Here is a 16,965-nt window from a genome sequence, read left to right on the forward strand (position 1 = left end):
GCTTTTTGTTTTCTTACCGCTCACCAGCGCCGCTGCATCAGGTTCGCTTGATACGCGCCATGATGCGCAGATCGCCTTCGATCATGCGCACGTCCGAGAACGTGAGTGGAATCTTGTCATCGAGCGACGTAAGCGTAGGCAGGTTGAACATGCCTTGCGCGTCGCCGACGATACACGGCGCGAGATATGTCAGCAGTTCATCCACGCAGTGTTCGCGCAGCAACGAGCCGTTGAGCTTGAAGCCCGCTTCGACGTGTAGCTCGTTGATCTGGCGCTCGCCGAGTGCGCGCATCAATGCGGGCAATTCGACTTTGCCGCTGGCGTTGGGCAGGTCGAGCACATCGACGCCTTGTTCGCGCAGACGCGCCACGCGTGCGGCATCGCCGTTCGCGCAAACGACCAGCGCATTGCCATCGGCGAGCACTTTGGCGGTGAGCGGGATGTCCAGTCGCGAATCGACAACGATGCGCAGCGGTTGGCGAGGCGTCTGCACTTCGCGCACGGTGAGCGACGGGTCGTCCTCGCGCACCGTGCCGATCCCCGTGAGGATTGCGCAAGCGCGCGCACGCCACGCATGACCATCCGCACGCGCCGCAGGCCCGGTGATCCATTGACTCACGCCGTTGTGCAACGCCGTCTTACCGTCGAGGCTCGCGGCGACCTTCATGCGCACCCACGGCGTGCCGCGCGTCATGCGTGCGACAAAGCCGATGTTGAGTTCGCGCGCTTCTTGTTCGAGCAAGCCACAACGCACTTCGATACCCGCGTCGCGCAGCATCGTCAGACCGCGTCCCGCGACGAGCGGGTTCGGGTCTTCCATCGCGGCGATCACGCGCTTGACGCCCGCTTCGATCAGCCCTTTAGCGCACGGCGGCGTGCGTCCGTAGTGGCTGCAAGGCTCCAGCGTGACGTAGGCCGTCGCGTCGCGCAGCGATTCGCCACGGGTGCGGGCGTCTTTCATCGCCTGCACTTCGGCGTGGTCTTGACCGGCCGGTTGCGTGAAGCCTTCGCCGATAACGCGGCCTTCGTTGACGATCACACACCCCACGCGCGGGTTCGGCGCGGTGGTGAACATGCCGCGCTCGGCCAAAGCCAGCGCGCGGCGCATGTAAGCAAAATCCTGTTCCGAGAACATGGTCCGTCAGATCATCAGCGGCCGGTCGGTCAACGCATTGTCCGGGGCCGCGCCGGCATGGGCCGGCAAGTGTTCGCGCGCAATGCCGCGCAAGGTGTTCAGAGCGTTCAGCACGCTCGGAACATACTGATCGTCGCGAAAACCGGCGCTCATCTGCGCGACTACGGTGTCCCATGTGCGCGGCGAAACCAGCGCGTTGACACCCTTGTCGGCAATCAGCTCGATATCGTGATCGGCAAGGTTGATATACAGCAAAATGCCCGTGCGCTCGCCCGTGTGGGCAATGCCGAGTTGGCGAAACAGTTGCAGCGCGCGCTGACGGCAGGTGTGGCCTTGCCATACCGCGCCGAGCGGCATCGCGGCTTCGATGACCAGACGAATCTCGCAGCGGTGATCGGTTTCCGAATCGCGGATGGCGGCTTCGAGCGTGTCGAGCGCCTTATCGGAAAACAGCCAGCGCGCGTGTGCACGCCACGTGCCCAGATGGCGCAGCCAGCGCGAGAGATTGTGTTGCCGCTGTTGCATCGCGATTTCCTCGTGTGCCATCGCCGCTCACCAGTTCCCCGACGAGCCGCCGCCGTCGAATCCGCCGCCGCCTCCGCCGCCAAAACCACCGCCGCCGCCGCCGTCACCACCACCACCGCCGCGTCCCCAGCCGCCAAGACCGCCGAGGCCGCCGCCAATGCCGCCGCCCAAACCGCCGCCAAAGCCACCCGGGCCGATGCGTCCGCGCTGGCCGGTCAACACGCGCGAGCGCGGGTCGTTCGGATCATCCAACGCGCCGGGCAAGCCGGGGCCTTTAAAGCGTCGGCGGCTCTCCATGATCACGACCATCGCGATGATGAAGATGATGAACAGCAGCGGTGCGAAATCGGACAGATCGGAGTGCGGCGCGCGCGTGGATGGCAACTGAGGCGCGGGCAGCGCTTCGTTGTTCATCGCCGCTTCGACGGCCGCGACGCCCGCAGCGAGACCGCCGAAGAAGTCGCCATTGCGGAAGTGCGGTGCCATCACATCGCGCAGAATACGTCCCGAGATGGCGTCGGTGAGCGAGCCTTGCACGCCGCGTCCGACCTCGATGCGCATTTTGCGCAAGTCGTTCGGATTGTTCTTCGCGATGAGCATGATCACGCCGTCGTCTACGCCTTTGCGGCCAGCCTTCCATGCATCGGCGACGCGAATGCTGTACTGGTCGATGGTTTCGGGCGCGGTGCTGGGCACCATCAGCACGAAAATCTGGCTACCGCGCTGTTGTTCGTACTGCGCGAGCTGCGTCTCGAGTGCGTTGCGCTGATCGGGCGTGAGGGTGCCCGTCAGGTCGGTCACACGCGCGGTGAGTGCGGGCACGGCGACCAGCGACTCGGCACCGGCCGGCAGCGCCAGCCAGCACAAGCTGGCGAGCACCAACGCCCACAGGATGTGCGCGACGCCGCGCCCCGACCACAGCGAGGCACCGCCGGTGCGCGAGCCCCACGGCAGCAAAGTACGACGCATCAGGACGTCAGCCATGGCCCGATCCTCAGAACTTGACCGTCGGGGCCGTCGAAATCGCCTTTTCGTTCTCGACCGAGAAGTTCGGCTTCGGACCGTAGCCGAACATCTTCGCCGTCAGGTTGTTCGGGAACTGGCGCACGTACACGTTGTAGTCCTGCACCGATTGAATGTAGCGATTGCGCGCGACGGTGATGCGGTTTTCCGTGCCTTCCAGTTGCGATTGCAGATCGCGGAAGAGACCGTCGGCCTTCAGGTTCGGGTAGTTCTCCGAGACGGCCATCAAGCGCGAGAGTGCCCCCGAGAGTTCGCCCTGGGCCTGCTGGAAGCGCTTGAAGGCTTCCGGATCGTTGAGCGTTTCCGGCGTAACCGTGATGCTGGTCGCCTTGGCGCGCGCGTTGATCACATCGGTGAGCGTGGTTTGCTCGTGCGTGGCGTAGCCCTTGACCGTGTTCACCAGATTCGGCACCAGATCGGCGCGGCGCTGGTATTGGTTGACGACTTCGCTCCATGCGGCCTTGACCGCTTCGTCTTTGACCTGAATGTCGTTGTAGCCGCAGGCGGAAAGGAACGACGTGAGGAACGCCAGCGCCAGCCAGCGTGCGAACGTGCCGCGGCGGGCGGCGAACGTCTGACGGAACTTTGTCGGCAGCAGCATGAGCATGATGTGTGTCCTTGTTTTTAGCAGACAGAGTGAATCGTTATGGTGGTGCAGTGGTGCTATCAGTCGAATCAGACGAATCAAGCGATGGCCTTGAACGCGGCGCGTGCAGCCTCGAGCGTGGCTTCGAGCACCGTGTCGTCGTGCGTGGCCGAGACGAAGCCCGCTTCGAACGCGCTCGGGGCGAGATAGACACCGCGATCGAGCATGGCGTGGAAGAACTTGTTGAAGCGCGGCACATCGGACGTGGTCACTTCGGCGAAGCTGCCGGGCACATTGGCGCGGAAGTACAGGCCGAACATGCCGCCGACGCTGTCGCCCGAGAACGGCACACCGGCATCTCCGGCGGCGTCGACGAGACCGGCGACGAGCTTCGAGGTGCGCTTGGAGAGTTCTTCATAGAAGCCGGGCGCCTGAATCAGCTTGAGGGTTGCGAGCCCGGCAGCCACGGCGAGCGGGTTGCCCGAGAGAGTGCCCGCTTGGTACACGCCGCCCAGCGGGGCGAGGTGCGCCATGATGTCGCGGCGTCCACCGAAGGCCGCGGCGGGCATGCCGCCGCCGATAACCTTGCCCAGGCACGTCAGGTCGGCGGTGATGCCGTACAGCGCTTGTGCGCCGCCCAGCCCCACGCGGAAGCCGCACATCACTTCGTCGAAAATCAGCACGGCGCCGTGTGCGGTGCACAACTCGCGCAGCGTTTGAAGGAAGTTGCGCGAGCCGCGCACGAGATTCATGTTGCCGGCGACCGGCTCGACAATCACCGCACCGATTTCACCGCCTTGTTGCGCAAACAGTTCGCGCAGTTGCTCGACGTTGTTGTATTCCAATACCAGCGTGTCGCGCGTCACTTCAATCGGCACACCGGCCGACGACGGGGCGTTGCGCGTCGAATCGGCAAAGGTCAGTAGACCCGACCCGGCTTTGACGAGCAGGCTGTCGGCGTGGCCGTGATAGCAGCCTTCGAACTTGACGATCTTGTTGCGGCCCGTGAAGCCGCGTGCCAGACGCAATGCGCTCATCGTGGCTTCCGTGCCCGAGGACACCAGACGCACCTGTTCGATCGACGGCACCAGACGGCAGATTTCTTCAGCCATCACCACTTCGGCTTCCGTCGGTGCGCCGAAGCTAAAGCCTTGCGCCATGGCCGTTTGGACGGCGGCAACCACCTCGGGGTGCAGGTGGCCCACGATCATCGGGCCCCACGAGCCGATGTAATCGATGAAGCGCGTGCCCTCGGCGTCCCACATGTACGGACCTTGTGCGCGGGCGATGAAGCGCGGCGTGCCGCCGACCGAGCGGAAAGCGCGTACGGGCGAGTTCACGCCGCCCGGGATGGTTTGTTGGGCGCGTTCGAAAAGGGCGTCGTTGGTAGTGTGTGCGGACATGACTTCTGCTTTACCTGATGGGGCCGGCTTGGCGATACGTAGCTGCGCACTGTGCGATGCAGGTCAACGGTTGCACGGGTGCACGGGTGCTTGGCGTCGTTTTGCCGGCATTGAAGATGAAGTTTACGGCGCGCCGATGACCGGGATTTGTCGCGCAGCACAATGGACGGCTGAATTGTTCAAAGGCGCGCAGGCAGACGCCGGTCGGCGGCGTCGAATGCGTCGATTCTAGCGGATGCGGGGCAATTCGGGCCAATCTGCCCCGTGCGAGCCCCCTCGGATGCACGCCCCAGCCCCGCTGGCAAGGGCTTCTCGCGGCGCGGGTCATCTGTTAGATTGAGGGCCACACTTTCAATCGCTTCAACCAACGTTAAGGAAAACAAGGCCCATCGACATGTCCACCGTCAATTCTCAACGCCCTCCGATCACTGTCTCGACGCTCGACCTTGACCGCCTCGAAGCGCTCATGGCGCAGGCCCCTCGCGCGGCATTGCCGTATGTGGAGGCACTCGAAACAGAGCTCGCCCGGGCAAGCGTCGTCGAACCCGAGCAAATGCCGGCCGACGTCGCCACGATGAATTCGGTGTTGCGCTATCGAGATCTCGCCACGCAGCAGGAGCATCGCGTGACGCTGGTGTATCCGCAGCATCTGGCGGCCACGGAAGGCGGCATTTCGGTACTGGCACCGGTCGGCAGCGCACTGCTTGGTTTGCGCGTCGGTGAGTCGATTCACTGGCAAGTGCCGGGCGGCCACTTGATCGAGCTCGAATTGCTCGGCATCGATTACCAGCCCGAAGCCGCTGGCGAGTACCACCGCTAATTCACATCTCCGCAGCACCATTGGGAGATTCGGATCTCCCGAGTCTCCCAACCTTCTCCGCAGTGTCTCAGCAGTTTTCTTCAGTTTCCCCACAGTTTCCCCACGGTTATCCCGAAGTCTTAAGTCTTAAGTCTTAACGGCGCAGCCAGCCACGTGCGATCGGCCATGCCAGCAAACGCCGGTAAATGCCTTCGAAGATCGCCGCCACGATGCGGCTCGTCTCGCGAGCGCCCGCCGTGCGCATGATCAGCGCGACCACCACCGAGACACAGAACCCGCCAAGCATGTCGACCGGCCAATGCACGCCGAGATAGACACGCGCCCAGCACACCGGCAGCGCGCACAACAGCAGCAGCTTGCCGAGTCCGCGCGGGGAACGTGCGGCGGTGCCCATCAGCACGAAGGCCGAGGTGAACATGATCGACGCATGGTTGCTCGGGAACGCGCTCGTCGGCGCATGGGCGAGCAGGTTCGTGCCCAGACCCACGACAAACGGACGCGGTTCGAACCATGCCAGCCCGATGACGAAGTTGATCAGCAGGACAAGCCCCACACCCAACAGACCATGCACCGCCCCTTCGCGATCGCGTCCGCCCGCCAGCCACAGGATGACGAGCCCGGCCGGCAGCAGCAGGATCAGGTATTTGGCGAGGAAGATGGCGAGGGCCAGTTCGCCGTCGCTGACGTTCGGCGCGGCATTGATGGCCAGAAAGAGGGCGCGGTTGAGTTGTTCCATAGGCGTCGAGGGGCGAGAAGTCCGCACCGGTCGCCCGAGGCAATGCGCTGGCTCAAACGGGGGTGCCGGCGCATCGACGGCCGCCGGCAGGCGGTTTATGACGAAAGCATGACAGCGATTCTGGACGAACCGCCGCGCAGAGGAAAGTCACTTTTGTCATCATTTTGTAACACGTTGATTTGTCACTTTTCTTTCGACGCTCTCGGAGGTAAAATCGCGCCGTCATAGCTCTCAGGAGATCTCTCCGTGGACAGTTGTTCTAGTGGTAGTTGCCGGTCGACGCAGGTCGACACCATCACCGCGAGTTAGTCCCCGGGTATCTTCCCGCCGCTGACTCGCATTTGTCGGGTTGGCGCGCACCTCTGACGTACGTTTCGATTGCCTTGCACGTTGCCGTTTTGCCGTTGTGGTGAAGCCGGGCAGGGCAAGGCCGAAGCCGACCGTCGTTCGTAGCACGCTCCCTTATTAGTTTTACGTCTGCCGTTCGGGCTGTCCTTTGCCCCGCAACGCAGGTTCGTTCGTGTTCGCGCAAGCCTACGAGCCAACCGCGTGTGCCGGGCCGGGTGGTGCCGCGCGGCCGGGAGATTCATCGTGTTCCGTTACTCCATGACCCTTCGCGGAGGGAATCCGCAAGCCCTGATGCTGCCCACCGAGTGCCTGCATCACTATCACGTCGACCCTCACGCGCAACTCGACGCGCAAGCCCCGCAGGGCTCGCGTCTGCGCCAGTGGTGGCGTGCGGTGACGCGCAAGGTCACACCGGTACGCTGATCCGGGGCGTTTCATCGCGCGAACGCCTGCGCAACCTATTGCGCGGTTCGCGCCTCACCAATATCTAGTTTGCGGGCGCTGGCCGGTCGGTCGAGACCGGGCGGCGCCCGTGCCCCTTTCAGGATGTATCCGATGCAACAAGCTCTCACGCTCAGCGAGCGTCTGATTACGGTGCTTGGCGCGCGCCTCGGCCTGCGCTATTTCCGTCGTCGCGACATGCTCGAGACGCTCGATGCGCCAGCGCATGGCCACGAGGCACCACCGGGTCTTGCCGATGCCGCTCGCGTGGCCGGCCCCGACCTGCTCGCGCGCCTGCACACCACCCGCGAGGGACTCTCCGACGACGAAGCCGCGACCGTTCGCGCGCATGTCGGTACCAACGAAGTCGAGCACGAAAAGCCGCTGCCCTGGTGGCGCCATCTCTTCCACTGCTACCGCAATCCGTTCAACCTGCTGCTCTCGATTTTGGCGGCGGTGTCGTATGCGACCGACGACACCGAGGGAACGATCATCATCGCGTCGATGGTGATCATTTCCACGGTGTTGCGATTCGTGCAGGAAGCGCGCTCGAACAAGGCTGCCGAGAAGCTCAAGGCGATGGTGAGTACCACCGCCACGGTGCTGCGCCGCGAGTTTGATCTCAACGGCGAAAACGCCGCACGCCAAGGCGCCCGTGCCGCGCGCATGGGTCGCGAGATTCCGCTGGCCGAACTCGTGCCCGGCGACATCGTATTGCTCGCCGCGGGCGACATGATTCCTGCCGACGTGCGCATTCTTGCCGCGAAAGACCTCTTCATCTCGCAATCGGCGCTCACCGGCGAAGCGTTGCCGGTCGAGAAGTTCGCCCATGTGTGCGACGCAGGCGGCAGCAATCCACTCGCCTACGACAATCTCGCCTTCATGGGCACCAACGTCGTTAGCGGCTCTGCGACGGCGGTCGTTGTCGCGACCGGTGCACGCACGTTCTTCGGTTCGCTCGCGCAGCGCGTTACGGCGCAGGAGCGCACCGTCACGTCGTTCCAGCAGGGCGTGAATCGCGTGTCGTGGGTGCTGATCCGCTTCATGCTGGTGATGACGCCCATCGTGCTGCTGATCAACGGCTTCACCAAGCACAACTGGCTCGAAGCGTCGCTCTTTGCGCTGTCGGTGGCCGTGGGCCTCACGCCCGAAATGTTGCCGATGATTGTGACGGCAACGCTCGCCAAAGGCGCCGTCGTGCTCTCGCGCAAGAAGGTGATCGTCAAGCGCCTCGATGCCATTCAGAACTTCGGCGCGATGGACGTGCTGTGTACGGACAAGACCGGCACGCTCACGCAGGACAAAATCTGTCTGGAGCGCCACACCGACGTGTGGGGCCACGCCTCGGAAGATGTGCTCGAGTACGCGTATCTGAACAGCTTCTATCAAACCGGCTTGAAGAACCTGCTCGACGTGGCCGTGCTCGACCACGGCGAATTGCACCAGCGGCTCGACGTGGTGAACCGCTATCGCAAGATCGACGAAATTCCGTTCGACTTCCAGCGCCGTCGCATGTCGGTGGTGGTGAGCGAGAACGGCGAGCATCACGAATTGATTTGCAAGGGCGCGGTCGAGGAAGTGATGGCCGTATGCGACCGCGTGCAGCATGGTGCCAACGTCGAACCGCTCACGCCCGATGTGCTGGCCCGGTTGCGCCGCGTGACGGCCGACCTAAACGCCGAAGGGCTGCGCGTGGTGGCGGTGGCAACGCGCCACTTGCCTCCCGTGCAGGAAAGCTACGGCATTGCCGACGAGCGCGAACTCGTACTGGTGGGCTATATCGCGTTTCTCGACCCGCCCAAAGACTCGACCGCACCGGCCCTCAAGGCGCTGGCGGCTTCTGGGGTGAGTGTGAAGGTCCTGACCGGCGATAACGATCTGGTCACTGCCAAGGTGTGCCGCGAAGTCGGACTCAAGGTCGACGGCTGCGTGCTGGGCGACGAGATCGAAAACATGAGCGACGACGAACTGGCCAAGACCGTCGAGCGCGCCAATGTGTTTGCGAAACTCACCCCGGCGCATAAAGAACGTCTGGTACGCATGCTGCGCGCCAACGGGCACGTGGTGGGCTTCATGGGCGACGGCATCAACGACGCGCCTGCGCTGCGCGCGGCCGACATCGGTATCTCGGTGGACACGGCGGTCGACATCGCCAAGGAAGCCGCCGATCTGATCCTGCTGGAAAAGAGCCTGATGGTGCTGGAGCAGGGCGTGATCGAGGGGCGTCGCACGTTCGCGAACATGCTGAAGTACATCAAGATGACGGCCAGCTCGAACTTCGGCAACGTCTTCTCTGTGCTGATCGCGAGCGCTTTCTTGCCGTTCCTGCCGATGTTGCCGCTGCAACTGCTCACGCAAAACCTGCTCTACGACCTGTCGCAGACGACGATTCCGTTCGATAACGTCGACCCCGAGCAATTGACGCAGCCGCAACGCTGGAACCCGGCCGATTTGTCGCGCTTCATGATTTTCTTCGGCCCGATCAGCTCGATTTTCGATGTGCTGACATTCGTCGCGATGTGGCATCTGTTCGGTGCCAATAGCGCCGAGCATCAAACGCTGTTCCAGTCGGGCTGGTTTGTCGAAGGGCTGCTCTCGCAGACGCTCATCGTTCACCTGATTCGCACGCGCCGTATCCCGTTCGTGCAAAGCCGGGCCGCGTGGCCGCTGCTGTTGATGACCGGTGCCGTGATGCTCATCGGGCTGATGCTGCCGTTGTCGCCATTTGCCGACACGTTCAAGATGCAGGCGCTGCCGCTCGCGTATTTCCCGATGCTTGCTGCGATCTTGCTCGCTTATGCCGTGCTCACGCAGATGATGAAGGGGATGTTCGCGCGGCGCTTCGGCTGGCAGTAGGCCGCATCACCGCGAAGTCATGCATCGCCATTGAAAATGCCCGGCGCGATAGACCATCGCAGCCGGGCATTTTTTATGCGCTGGCGAAGTGGGCGCAACGATCAATAATCGTCGACCCACCGCCCCGCCACGCGATCGAAGTGCTGCTTGCGCGCGGCGAACACATCGCGCTCGTCGTCCAACTCAAGCGTCACATCGAGCGAGCCGTCGTTGTCGCGCTTGGCGCTGCCAAGCGGGTCGTTGCAGCACAGCCAGAGCGAAACGTCCGAAGGCATGCCATCGACGCGAAACGACTTTTGCTTGCCGACCAGAAACGGTTCGCCATTCTCGCCGAAGCGGCCGATCAACTGGCCCATCAGTGCGTCCGAACCGTGGTACGGATACTCGTCGTCACCCGAGACCTTGTGCAGATACGTCGCGCCGGAATTTGGCGTACGTCCGTCGGCGTCGCGCCGGCCGAACTTGCGATCGTCGGTGCGAGTGCACCACTCGCCCGAGGCTCGCAGAATCACTTTCGGGGCCGACTGTGCGCCGATGCGATACCCCGTGTCCTGCCAGCCGTCGGTGGCGGACACCTTCACACGCTTGTTGATGCGATCTGTCGTCATGACACGCTCCATCGTTGACGGGGGGCCAAAAATGGAAGGCGGCGTAGCGCGGGACAGTATTGATTCGCGCTACGCAGCTTGCGGCTAATGCGAGTGTAGGCGCGCGACTTCGGCGGGTGAAGCAAAGTGACCGAGCGCGGACTCCAAACGGCGCGTGGACGACATCTCGATGCCGAGCTCGGCGTACACCTCGTCGAGCGCTTCGCGCGGGCCGATGAGTAGCGCCGTAGTTTGCCCGTCGGCATCGGCGACCAGACTCACGAGCGTTTCTCCCTGACACGTCTCGCGTGCGGCCACGAAGCGTGCCGACGTCAGCGCGGCGAGCGTGGCAAAGCGTTCCGCCTGTACCAGCCCGGTGATGTAAAACATCGGCTGTGCCGCGCCGCTAGCACGCGGCGCGAGACGAATATTCGTGCCGTCGCTGTGCGCGCCGAGCGCAGCAAGCAGTTTGTCGCGGCCCTGCACCCCGAGCACACAGTAGTCGCCGTGCACCCAGCGCGAGATCGTGTTACCCGTAATGCCCGTGGCGTAGGCCAGCCGGGCGAGCGTGGTGCCCGAGAGCTTGATGAGCAAGCGCGCGACGGTTCGGTGGCGTTGTTCGATGTCATCCATAGCGAGTGTCCTCAGATCGGTGCGGTCAGAACGCCATCGTGACTTCGAGTTGGGCGTCGATGTCTCTATGCAGGGCGGCGCTGCAAGGCATGAGCGGGCGGCGCACGATGGGCGAGCACAACCCAAGCGATGAGAGCGCGGCCTTGATCGCCACCGGGTTCGGTTCTGCAAACAGGCGGCGGATCAGCGGCTTCATACCGTTGAACAGTGTGTTGGCGTGCGCCATGTCGCCTTCGCGCACATAGCGGAACAGCTTCAGATACAGATCCGGCCGGATATGCGCCGCAGCGGAGATGCCGCCGGACGCGCCTGCTTGCAGCGCTGCCAACCACTGCATGTCGTCGCCGCACATCACGCGCATGGTGGTTTGCGAGGGCAGGTGCACGAGCGGATGCGCGTCGCATTCCTTGATGCAGGGGAATGACTCGTGTGCGGCCAATTCGCGAATGGTCTCGACACCGAGCGTGACACCCGTGCGCAGTGGCACGTTGTACAGCACGATCGGTTTGCGGGTGCCTGCGGCCAGTGTGCGGTAGTGCCAGAGAATGCCCTCTTGCGACGGACGCAGATAGTAGGGCGGCGGCACTAGATAACCCGCGAGCGGCAAGTCGTCCAGATGGCGAATCTGGCGTGCGGCGTTGGCGGTGTCGGCGGCACCCACACCGGCGAGCACGGGGGTATGGCCATTGGCGTGATGACACGCCGTCTCGGCCAGCCAGCGGCGTTCGTCGTCGGTGAGCAGTGTGCCTTCGCCGGTGGTGCCTGCGACGACTAAGCCGTTCACACCGGCAGCAAGGTAGTAGTCGACCAGACGTCCAAACCCGTCGTAGTCGATGGTGGCGCCGTTGGCACCGGTCATGGGGGTGACGAGCGGGACCCACACCCCTTCGAAGATGGCAGTGTTCATAACGTGAGAATCAGTAACTACGGCCCGCCTTCCCCAAGGCATGACGGGCGCTGATGGCCGCCTAGCGTAATCAGGCGGCCGGGCGCAGGCGAAGCGCGCCGAACTCGGCTTCGGGCAGCGACTGCATCACGACGTGCATAGCGTGCGAGGCTTCCACGCGAGGCAGGGCGATCGACACGACGGCTGCGGTATCGCGCCGGATCGGACGAATGGTCTCGACGCGCCACGGCAGCGGCAGGCTCATCGCGAGCGTGACGGCGAGCGTGGAGACGGCGGCGCGGCTCAACGTGATATCGAGCGTGGCGTCGAGGCGCGCACGCGGGGTGTGGCGGTTGCGCTGGCGAGCGGCAGGTACCGCGGGTGCGAGATAGGCACCGGGAGGTTCAAGACTGGCGCGTTGAGCGAGCGTAGGCATGGCTGGGTGTCGACGAGCGACTGAAGTGACAACGAAGCCAGTCTAGGGATGGGGAAATAAAAATGGCGTCAAGATTCTTGACGCCATCGAGGGGGCCGCGCTTAGGGCTTTTTATCAGGCAGCGAGGAACGCCTGCGGTTCGAGAAACGCCTCTAACCCATAGGTGCCATATTCGCGACCGATCCCCGACTGTTTGAAGCCGCCAAACGGCGCAGCAGGTTCGTGGTTCAGCGTGTTGACCATCACACGGCCAGCTTCGATGCGAGCGGCGACCTCGCGTGCGCGCGCCTTATCGGCCCCGAATACATACGCTTGCAAGCCGTATTGCGTGTCGTTGGCGATGGCAATCGCATCGTCGATATCGCGATACGTGATGATCGACAGCACGGGGCCGAAGATTTCTTCACGCGCGATGCGCATGTCGTTCGTCACATCGCTGAACACGGTGGGGCGCACGAACCATCCGGCGTCAATACCTTGCGGCCGCCCTTCGCCACCGGCGATCAGGCGAGCGCCTTCATCGATGCCGACGCGGATATAGCCTTGTACCCGCTCCCATTGCTTGCGGTTGACCATCGGCCCGACGGTGGATTTCGGATCATGCGGATTACCCGCCTGCGTGCGTGCGACTTCTTCCACCACGCGGGCTTCGAATTCTGCGAGCCGGTGTTGCGGCACGAGAATGCGCGTGCCTGCGATACACGCTTGCCCGCTGTTCATGAAGCCCGCGCCGAGAGCCATCGGCACGATGTCGTCGAAGTTTGCATCGTCGAGCACGATGAAGGGCGATTTGCCGCCGAGTTCGAGCGTCACGCGCTTCAACGTTTCGGCCGCGGTGCGCAGAATGGTTTTTCCGACAGCGGTAGAGCCGGTGAACGAGATCTTGGCGACGTCGGGGTGGCCGCTAATTTCCGCACCGACCGTTTCGCCCCGACCTGTCACGATGTTGAACACTCCGCGCGGCAGGTCGGCAGCGTGCAACGCTTCGGTCACGATGCGCGTCTGGATGGCGCTCAACTCGCTGGGCTTGATCACCGCCGTGCAGCCTGCCGACATTGCGGCGGCGAGCTTGCCGCAGATGAAGCCCGCGTCGCTATTCCACGGGGTGATGAGCCCGGCAACGCCGAGCGGCTGCATCACCACGTCAGCCGTGCCTGCCTGACGCGTGAAGCTGTAGTTCTCCAGCACCTTGGCGGCTTGAAGCAGGACATCGCTTGCGTGTTTTGCCATCCATCCGGCGCGCGAAATCGGTGCGCCGTACTCTTCGACGATCGCGTCGAAGAGGTCGCTCTCACGTGCCAGCACAGCGGCGTGCATGCGTTTGAGCATGTCGATGCGCTCTTGCTTGCTGGTGCGCGAGAACGCCGGAAACGCACGCTTTGCGGCGGCGATGGCGTCGCGCGCGTCCTGTGCGTCGGCGAGACGGACGCGGCCGATCACCTGCTCGGTGGACGGATTGATGAGCTCGAACGGCTCGTCGCCGTGCGGGGTGACGAATGCGCCGTCGATATAAATCTTGTCGATGATCTGCATGACTGCTCTCGAAGTGGGGGGTGACGATTCATCATAGGCGTGCGGCATTGTGTTGAGTAGCCGTACAATCTGGCACGTCACGTTGAGGGATTTAGGACAATGAAAACCTCCGGTCTTAGCGAACTCGAGGCGGTATTGGCGGTGGCGCGTCATCGCAACTTCCGCGCGGCGGCGGACGAAATGGGCGTCTCGACATCGGCGCTCAGTCATGCCGTGGCGGGGTTGGAGGCGCGCATTGGTGTGCGGCTCTTCAATCGCACGACACGCAGCGTGTCGCTCTCGGCGGCAGGTGCGCAGTTTGTCGATAGCGTGGCGCCTGCGCTGTCCACCATTCGCGTTGCCATCGAGCAAGCGGGCAGCTTTCGCGACACGGTGTCGGGCGTGTTGCGTATCAATACTTCGGCGGGAGCGGCGCGCGTGGTGATGCCGATCTTTCTCGAATTCCTGCGCCGATATCCGGAAATGAAGCTCGATATCGTCACCGAGGGCAAGATGGTCGACATCGTGGCGGGCGGCTTCGATGCGGGCATCCGGCTGACCGAGGCCGTGCCGCAAGACATGGTGGCGGTGCCTTTTGGCGGCGCGTTACGCTTCGCTGTCGTCGGCAGCCCGGGCTACTTCTCCCGTCATAAACCACCCCGGGCACCGGCCGATCTGCTGGCGCACGCGTGCATTCGCATGCGGATGCCGAGCGGCGTGATTTATCACTGGGAATTCGAGCGCCACGGCGAGGTGGCGCGCATCGATGTCGACGGGGTGCTGACGCTAGATGAACCCGACCTGATGCTGCAAGCGGCGCGCGCAGGGCTGGGGCTGGCGTATTTGACGGAGTGGAATGTCGAGGCCGATCTGCAAGCGGGCACGCTGGTGCGTGTGCTTGAGCCATGGACACCACCGCAGGGTGGCTTGAGTCTTTACTATCCGAGCCGCCGGCATGCGCCAGCGGGGTTACGAGCCCTTATCGACATGATTCGGGAGCAGGCGGCGCTGGAACGGCAACGGGGTGCGCAGAAGTCACTGCCCACCCCCGCTGGAGCGCCTCGTCGAGTGCCGCGCAGCACGCGCAAAACACCCGACAAGCGCGCTTAAGACCCCGCCGGGTAGTCAGCGTCGTTGAACAGCACGCAAGCGCCATGCGGTGCCGCGCCCACGTTGTTGCGGAACAAGCCGAAGACGTTGCGCCACGGGTCGAACGCGCGTTGCGGCACCGGAGCGGGCGTGCGAGCTGCGAGCGTGGCGTCGTCGACGTCCACATGCAGCACGTTGTTCTCGCAGTCGATCGAGATGACGTCGCCGTCCTGCACGCGTGCGAGCATGCCGCCTTGCTCGGCTTCGGGGGACAGGTGAATGGCGGCAGGCACCTTGCCCGATGCGCCTGACATACGGCCGTCGGTCACCAGCGCCACACGATGACCTTCGTCCTGCAAAAGGCCGAGCATCGGCATGAGCTTATGGAGCTCCGGCATGCCGTTGGCGCGCGGGCCTTGGAAGCGAACCACCACGACGACGTCGCGCGTGAGTTCGCCCGCCTTGAATGCTGCTTGCGCAGACTCTTGATCGGCAAACACACGTGCGGGCGCACGCACTGTCTGGTGCTTGGGATCGACAGCAGACGACTTGATGACGGCGCGGCCGAGATTGCCCGCGAGCATGCGCAGACCGCCTTCGGTGGCGAAGGGGCGCGAGGCCGGGCGCACGATGTTTTCATCGAGACTATCCGCCGGGGCGTCATGCCACGAGAGCACGTCGTCGCGCAGCGTCGCTTCTTGCGTGTAAGCGCGCAAGCCGTGACCCATCACGGTTGTGACGTCGTTGTGCAGGAACCCGGCGTCGAGCAATTCCCGAATGAGGAAGTTCAGCCCGCCTGCTGCGTGAAACTGATTCACGTCGGCCTTGCCGTTCGGGTACACGTGGGCGAGCAGCGGCGTGACGTCGGAGAGTTCCGCGAAGTCTTGCCAGTCGAGCAGAATGCCGCCCGCGTGGGCCATGGCGACAAGGTGCAACGTATGGTTGGTCGAGCCGCCGGTGGCGAGCAAGCCGACCACGCCGTTGACGAAGGCCCGCTCGTCGAGAATGTGCGAGGTATTGATGCCTGACTTGGCCAACGCCACCGCGCGTGCCGTCGCGGCTTGCGTGAGGGCATGACGCAACGGCGTATGCGGGTTGATGAACGACGCGCCCGGCAAATGCAGCCCCATGAATTCCATGAGCATCTGATTGCTGTTGGCTGTGCCGTAGAACGTGCAGGTGCCTTCGGTGTGATACGCGGCAAGCTCGCTGTCGAGCAACGCGGCACGGTTCACGCGACCGGCGGCGAATTCCTGACGGATGCGCGACTTCTCGTCGTTCGGCAGCCCCGAGGGCATCGGGCCAGCGGGGGCGAACACGGCGGGCAAGTGCCCGAACGCTTGCGCGCCAATCACCAGCCCCGGCACGATCTTGTCGCATACGCCGAGGAACATCGCGGCGTCGAACATCTGATGCGACAGGGCGACGACGGCGGCCATGGCGATCACGTCGCGCGAGAACAGCGACAGTTCCATGCCCGCATAGCCTTGCGTGACGCCGTCGCACATCGCGGGCACACCGCCTGCGACCTGTGCGCTCGCGCCATGCGCGCGGGCGGCAGACTTGATTACATCGGGGAATTCGACGAACGGCGCGTGCGCCGAAAGCATGTCGTTGTAGGCGGTAACGATACCGATGTTGGGCGTGCGCTCGGTGCGGATTTTCAGACGGTCGTCGGCGGGCGCGGCGGCCAGTGCGTGGGCCAGGTTGGCGCAGCCGAGCGATTCACGCCCCGGCTGGCCTTGCGCAGCGCGCTCGACGCCTGCGAGATACGCCTGACGAGACTTTCGGCTGCGTTCGATGATGCGCTCGGTCACGCGCTTGACCACCGGATGCAGCGACACGTTGTGCGAAGACTGGGACATGGTGATTCCGGGAGGTTGTGGGCGGGTGGCTTTGTAGTCAAAGCACGAGTTTTTGTTGAATTGCAGTGTAGTTAAACTACAATG

General features: G+C 63.7%; 16 protein-coding genes. 4 read left to right on the forward strand and 12 right to left on the reverse strand.

Going from position 1 to position 16,965, the window contains the following annotated elements; all coding sequences use genetic code 11:
• Window positions 1-37: 37 nt before the first annotated feature.
• The 5 genes from ribD to hemL all read right to left on the reverse strand — a co-directional run bounded on the left by ribD (window position 38) and on the right by hemL (window position 4,672).
• On the reverse strand, window positions 38-1,135 hold the full coding sequence (gene ribD, locus PPN31114_RS23060) for a bifunctional diaminohydroxyphosphoribosylaminopyrimidine deaminase/5-amino-6-(5-phosphoribosylamino)uracil reductase RibD (RefSeq protein WP_150681865.1): 1,098 nt from the start codon (window positions 1,133-1,135) through the stop codon (window positions 38-40).
• Window positions 1,136-1,141: 6 nt separating this feature from the next.
• Window positions 1,142-1,660, reverse strand: a complete 519-nt coding sequence (locus PPN31114_RS23065) for a TPM domain-containing protein (protein ID WP_174988400.1) — start codon at window positions 1,658-1,660, stop codon at window positions 1,142-1,144.
• A gap of 27 nt (window positions 1,661-1,687) precedes the next feature.
• Window positions 1,688-2,644 carry a TPM domain-containing protein gene (locus PPN31114_RS23070; protein ID WP_246182713.1) on the reverse strand — a complete coding sequence of 319 codons (957 nt, stop codon included), beginning with the start codon at window positions 2,642-2,644 and terminating at the stop codon, window positions 1,688-1,690.
• Window positions 2,645-2,654: 10 nt separating this feature from the next.
• A complete protein-coding gene (locus tag PPN31114_RS23075; RefSeq protein WP_150681980.1) occupies window positions 2,655-3,284 on the reverse strand; it encodes a LemA family protein in 630 nt (209 codons plus the stop codon).
• A gap of 83 nt (window positions 3,285-3,367) precedes the next feature.
• Window positions 3,368-4,672: a glutamate-1-semialdehyde 2,1-aminomutase gene (gene hemL, locus PPN31114_RS23080; RefSeq protein WP_150681867.1), complete on the reverse strand. Its 1,305-nt coding sequence runs from the start codon at window positions 4,670-4,672 to the stop codon at window positions 3,368-3,370.
• 394 nt (window positions 4,673-5,066) lie between these two features.
• Here hemL and rnk point away from each other — a divergent pair, with 394 nt between their 5' ends.
• Window positions 5,067-5,492 carry a nucleoside diphosphate kinase regulator gene (rnk, locus tag PPN31114_RS23085; protein WP_150681868.1) on the forward strand — a complete coding sequence of 142 codons (426 nt, stop codon included), beginning with the start codon at window positions 5,067-5,069 and terminating at the stop codon, window positions 5,490-5,492.
• 133 nt (window positions 5,493-5,625) lie between these two features.
• Here the strand turns inward: rnk and PPN31114_RS23090 are convergent, their stop codons facing one another.
• Window positions 5,626-6,228 carry a phosphatase PAP2 family protein gene (locus PPN31114_RS23090; RefSeq protein WP_150681869.1) on the reverse strand — a complete coding sequence of 201 codons (603 nt, stop codon included), beginning with the start codon at window positions 6,226-6,228 and terminating at the stop codon, window positions 5,626-5,628.
• Between the two features lie 591 nt (window positions 6,229-6,819).
• On the opposite strand from PPN31114_RS23090, the gene PPN31114_RS23095 reads away from it, so the two are divergent.
• Window positions 6,820-6,999, forward strand: coding sequence for a hypothetical protein (locus PPN31114_RS23095; RefSeq protein ID WP_150681870.1), 180 nt, complete (start codon window positions 6,820-6,822; stop codon window positions 6,997-6,999).
• Between the two features lie 132 nt (window positions 7,000-7,131).
• Entirely contained in the window at window positions 7,132-9,873 is a 2,742-nt protein-coding gene (gene mgtA / locus PPN31114_RS23100; protein ID WP_150681871.1) for a magnesium-translocating P-type ATPase, read from the forward strand.
• Between the two features lie 101 nt (window positions 9,874-9,974).
• Here the strand turns inward: mgtA and PPN31114_RS23105 are convergent, their stop codons facing one another.
• The 5 genes from PPN31114_RS23105 to PPN31114_RS23125 all read right to left on the reverse strand — a co-directional run bounded on the left by PPN31114_RS23105 (window position 9,975) and on the right by PPN31114_RS23125 (window position 13,948).
• Window positions 9,975-10,481: a hypothetical protein gene (locus PPN31114_RS23105; RefSeq protein ID WP_150681872.1), complete on the reverse strand. Its 507-nt coding sequence runs from the start codon at window positions 10,479-10,481 to the stop codon at window positions 9,975-9,977.
• Between the two features lie 84 nt (window positions 10,482-10,565).
• On the reverse strand, window positions 10,566-11,093 hold the full coding sequence (locus PPN31114_RS23110; RefSeq protein ID WP_150681873.1) for a hypothetical protein: 528 nt from the start codon (window positions 11,091-11,093) through the stop codon (window positions 10,566-10,568).
• A gap of 25 nt (window positions 11,094-11,118) precedes the next feature.
• On the reverse strand, window positions 11,119-12,000 hold the full coding sequence (dapA, locus tag PPN31114_RS23115; RefSeq protein WP_174988403.1) for a 4-hydroxy-tetrahydrodipicolinate synthase: 882 nt from the start codon (window positions 11,998-12,000) through the stop codon (window positions 11,119-11,121).
• A 70-nt stretch (window positions 12,001-12,070) separates the two neighbouring features.
• Complete coding sequence (locus tag PPN31114_RS23120; protein WP_150681875.1) at window positions 12,071-12,415, reverse strand: hypothetical protein; 345 nt, start codon at window positions 12,413-12,415, stop codon at window positions 12,071-12,073.
• A gap of 114 nt (window positions 12,416-12,529) precedes the next feature.
• A complete protein-coding gene (locus PPN31114_RS23125) occupies window positions 12,530-13,948 on the reverse strand; it encodes an aldehyde dehydrogenase family protein (RefSeq protein ID WP_150681876.1) in 1,419 nt (472 codons plus the stop codon).
• 99 nt (window positions 13,949-14,047) lie between these two features.
• Between PPN31114_RS23125 and PPN31114_RS23130 the strand changes: the two genes are divergently transcribed.
• Window positions 14,048-15,037, forward strand: coding sequence for a LysR family transcriptional regulator (locus PPN31114_RS23130; RefSeq protein ID WP_150681877.1), 990 nt, complete (start codon window positions 14,048-14,050; stop codon window positions 15,035-15,037).
• Here PPN31114_RS23130 and edd read toward each other — a convergent pair.
• The gene (gene edd / locus PPN31114_RS23135; RefSeq protein ID WP_150681878.1) at window positions 15,034-16,881 is read right to left on the reverse strand and encodes a phosphogluconate dehydratase; all 1,848 of its coding nucleotides are present in this window, start codon (window positions 16,879-16,881) and stop codon (window positions 15,034-15,036) included. The two genes, PPN31114_RS23130 and edd, sit on opposite strands and share 4 nt — an antisense overlap.
• Between the last annotated feature and the right edge of the window lie 84 nt (window positions 16,882-16,965).

Source organism: Pandoraea pneumonica, assembly GCF_902459645.1.
Lineage (GTDB): Bacteria > Pseudomonadota > Gammaproteobacteria > Burkholderiales > Burkholderiaceae > Pandoraea > Pandoraea pneumonica.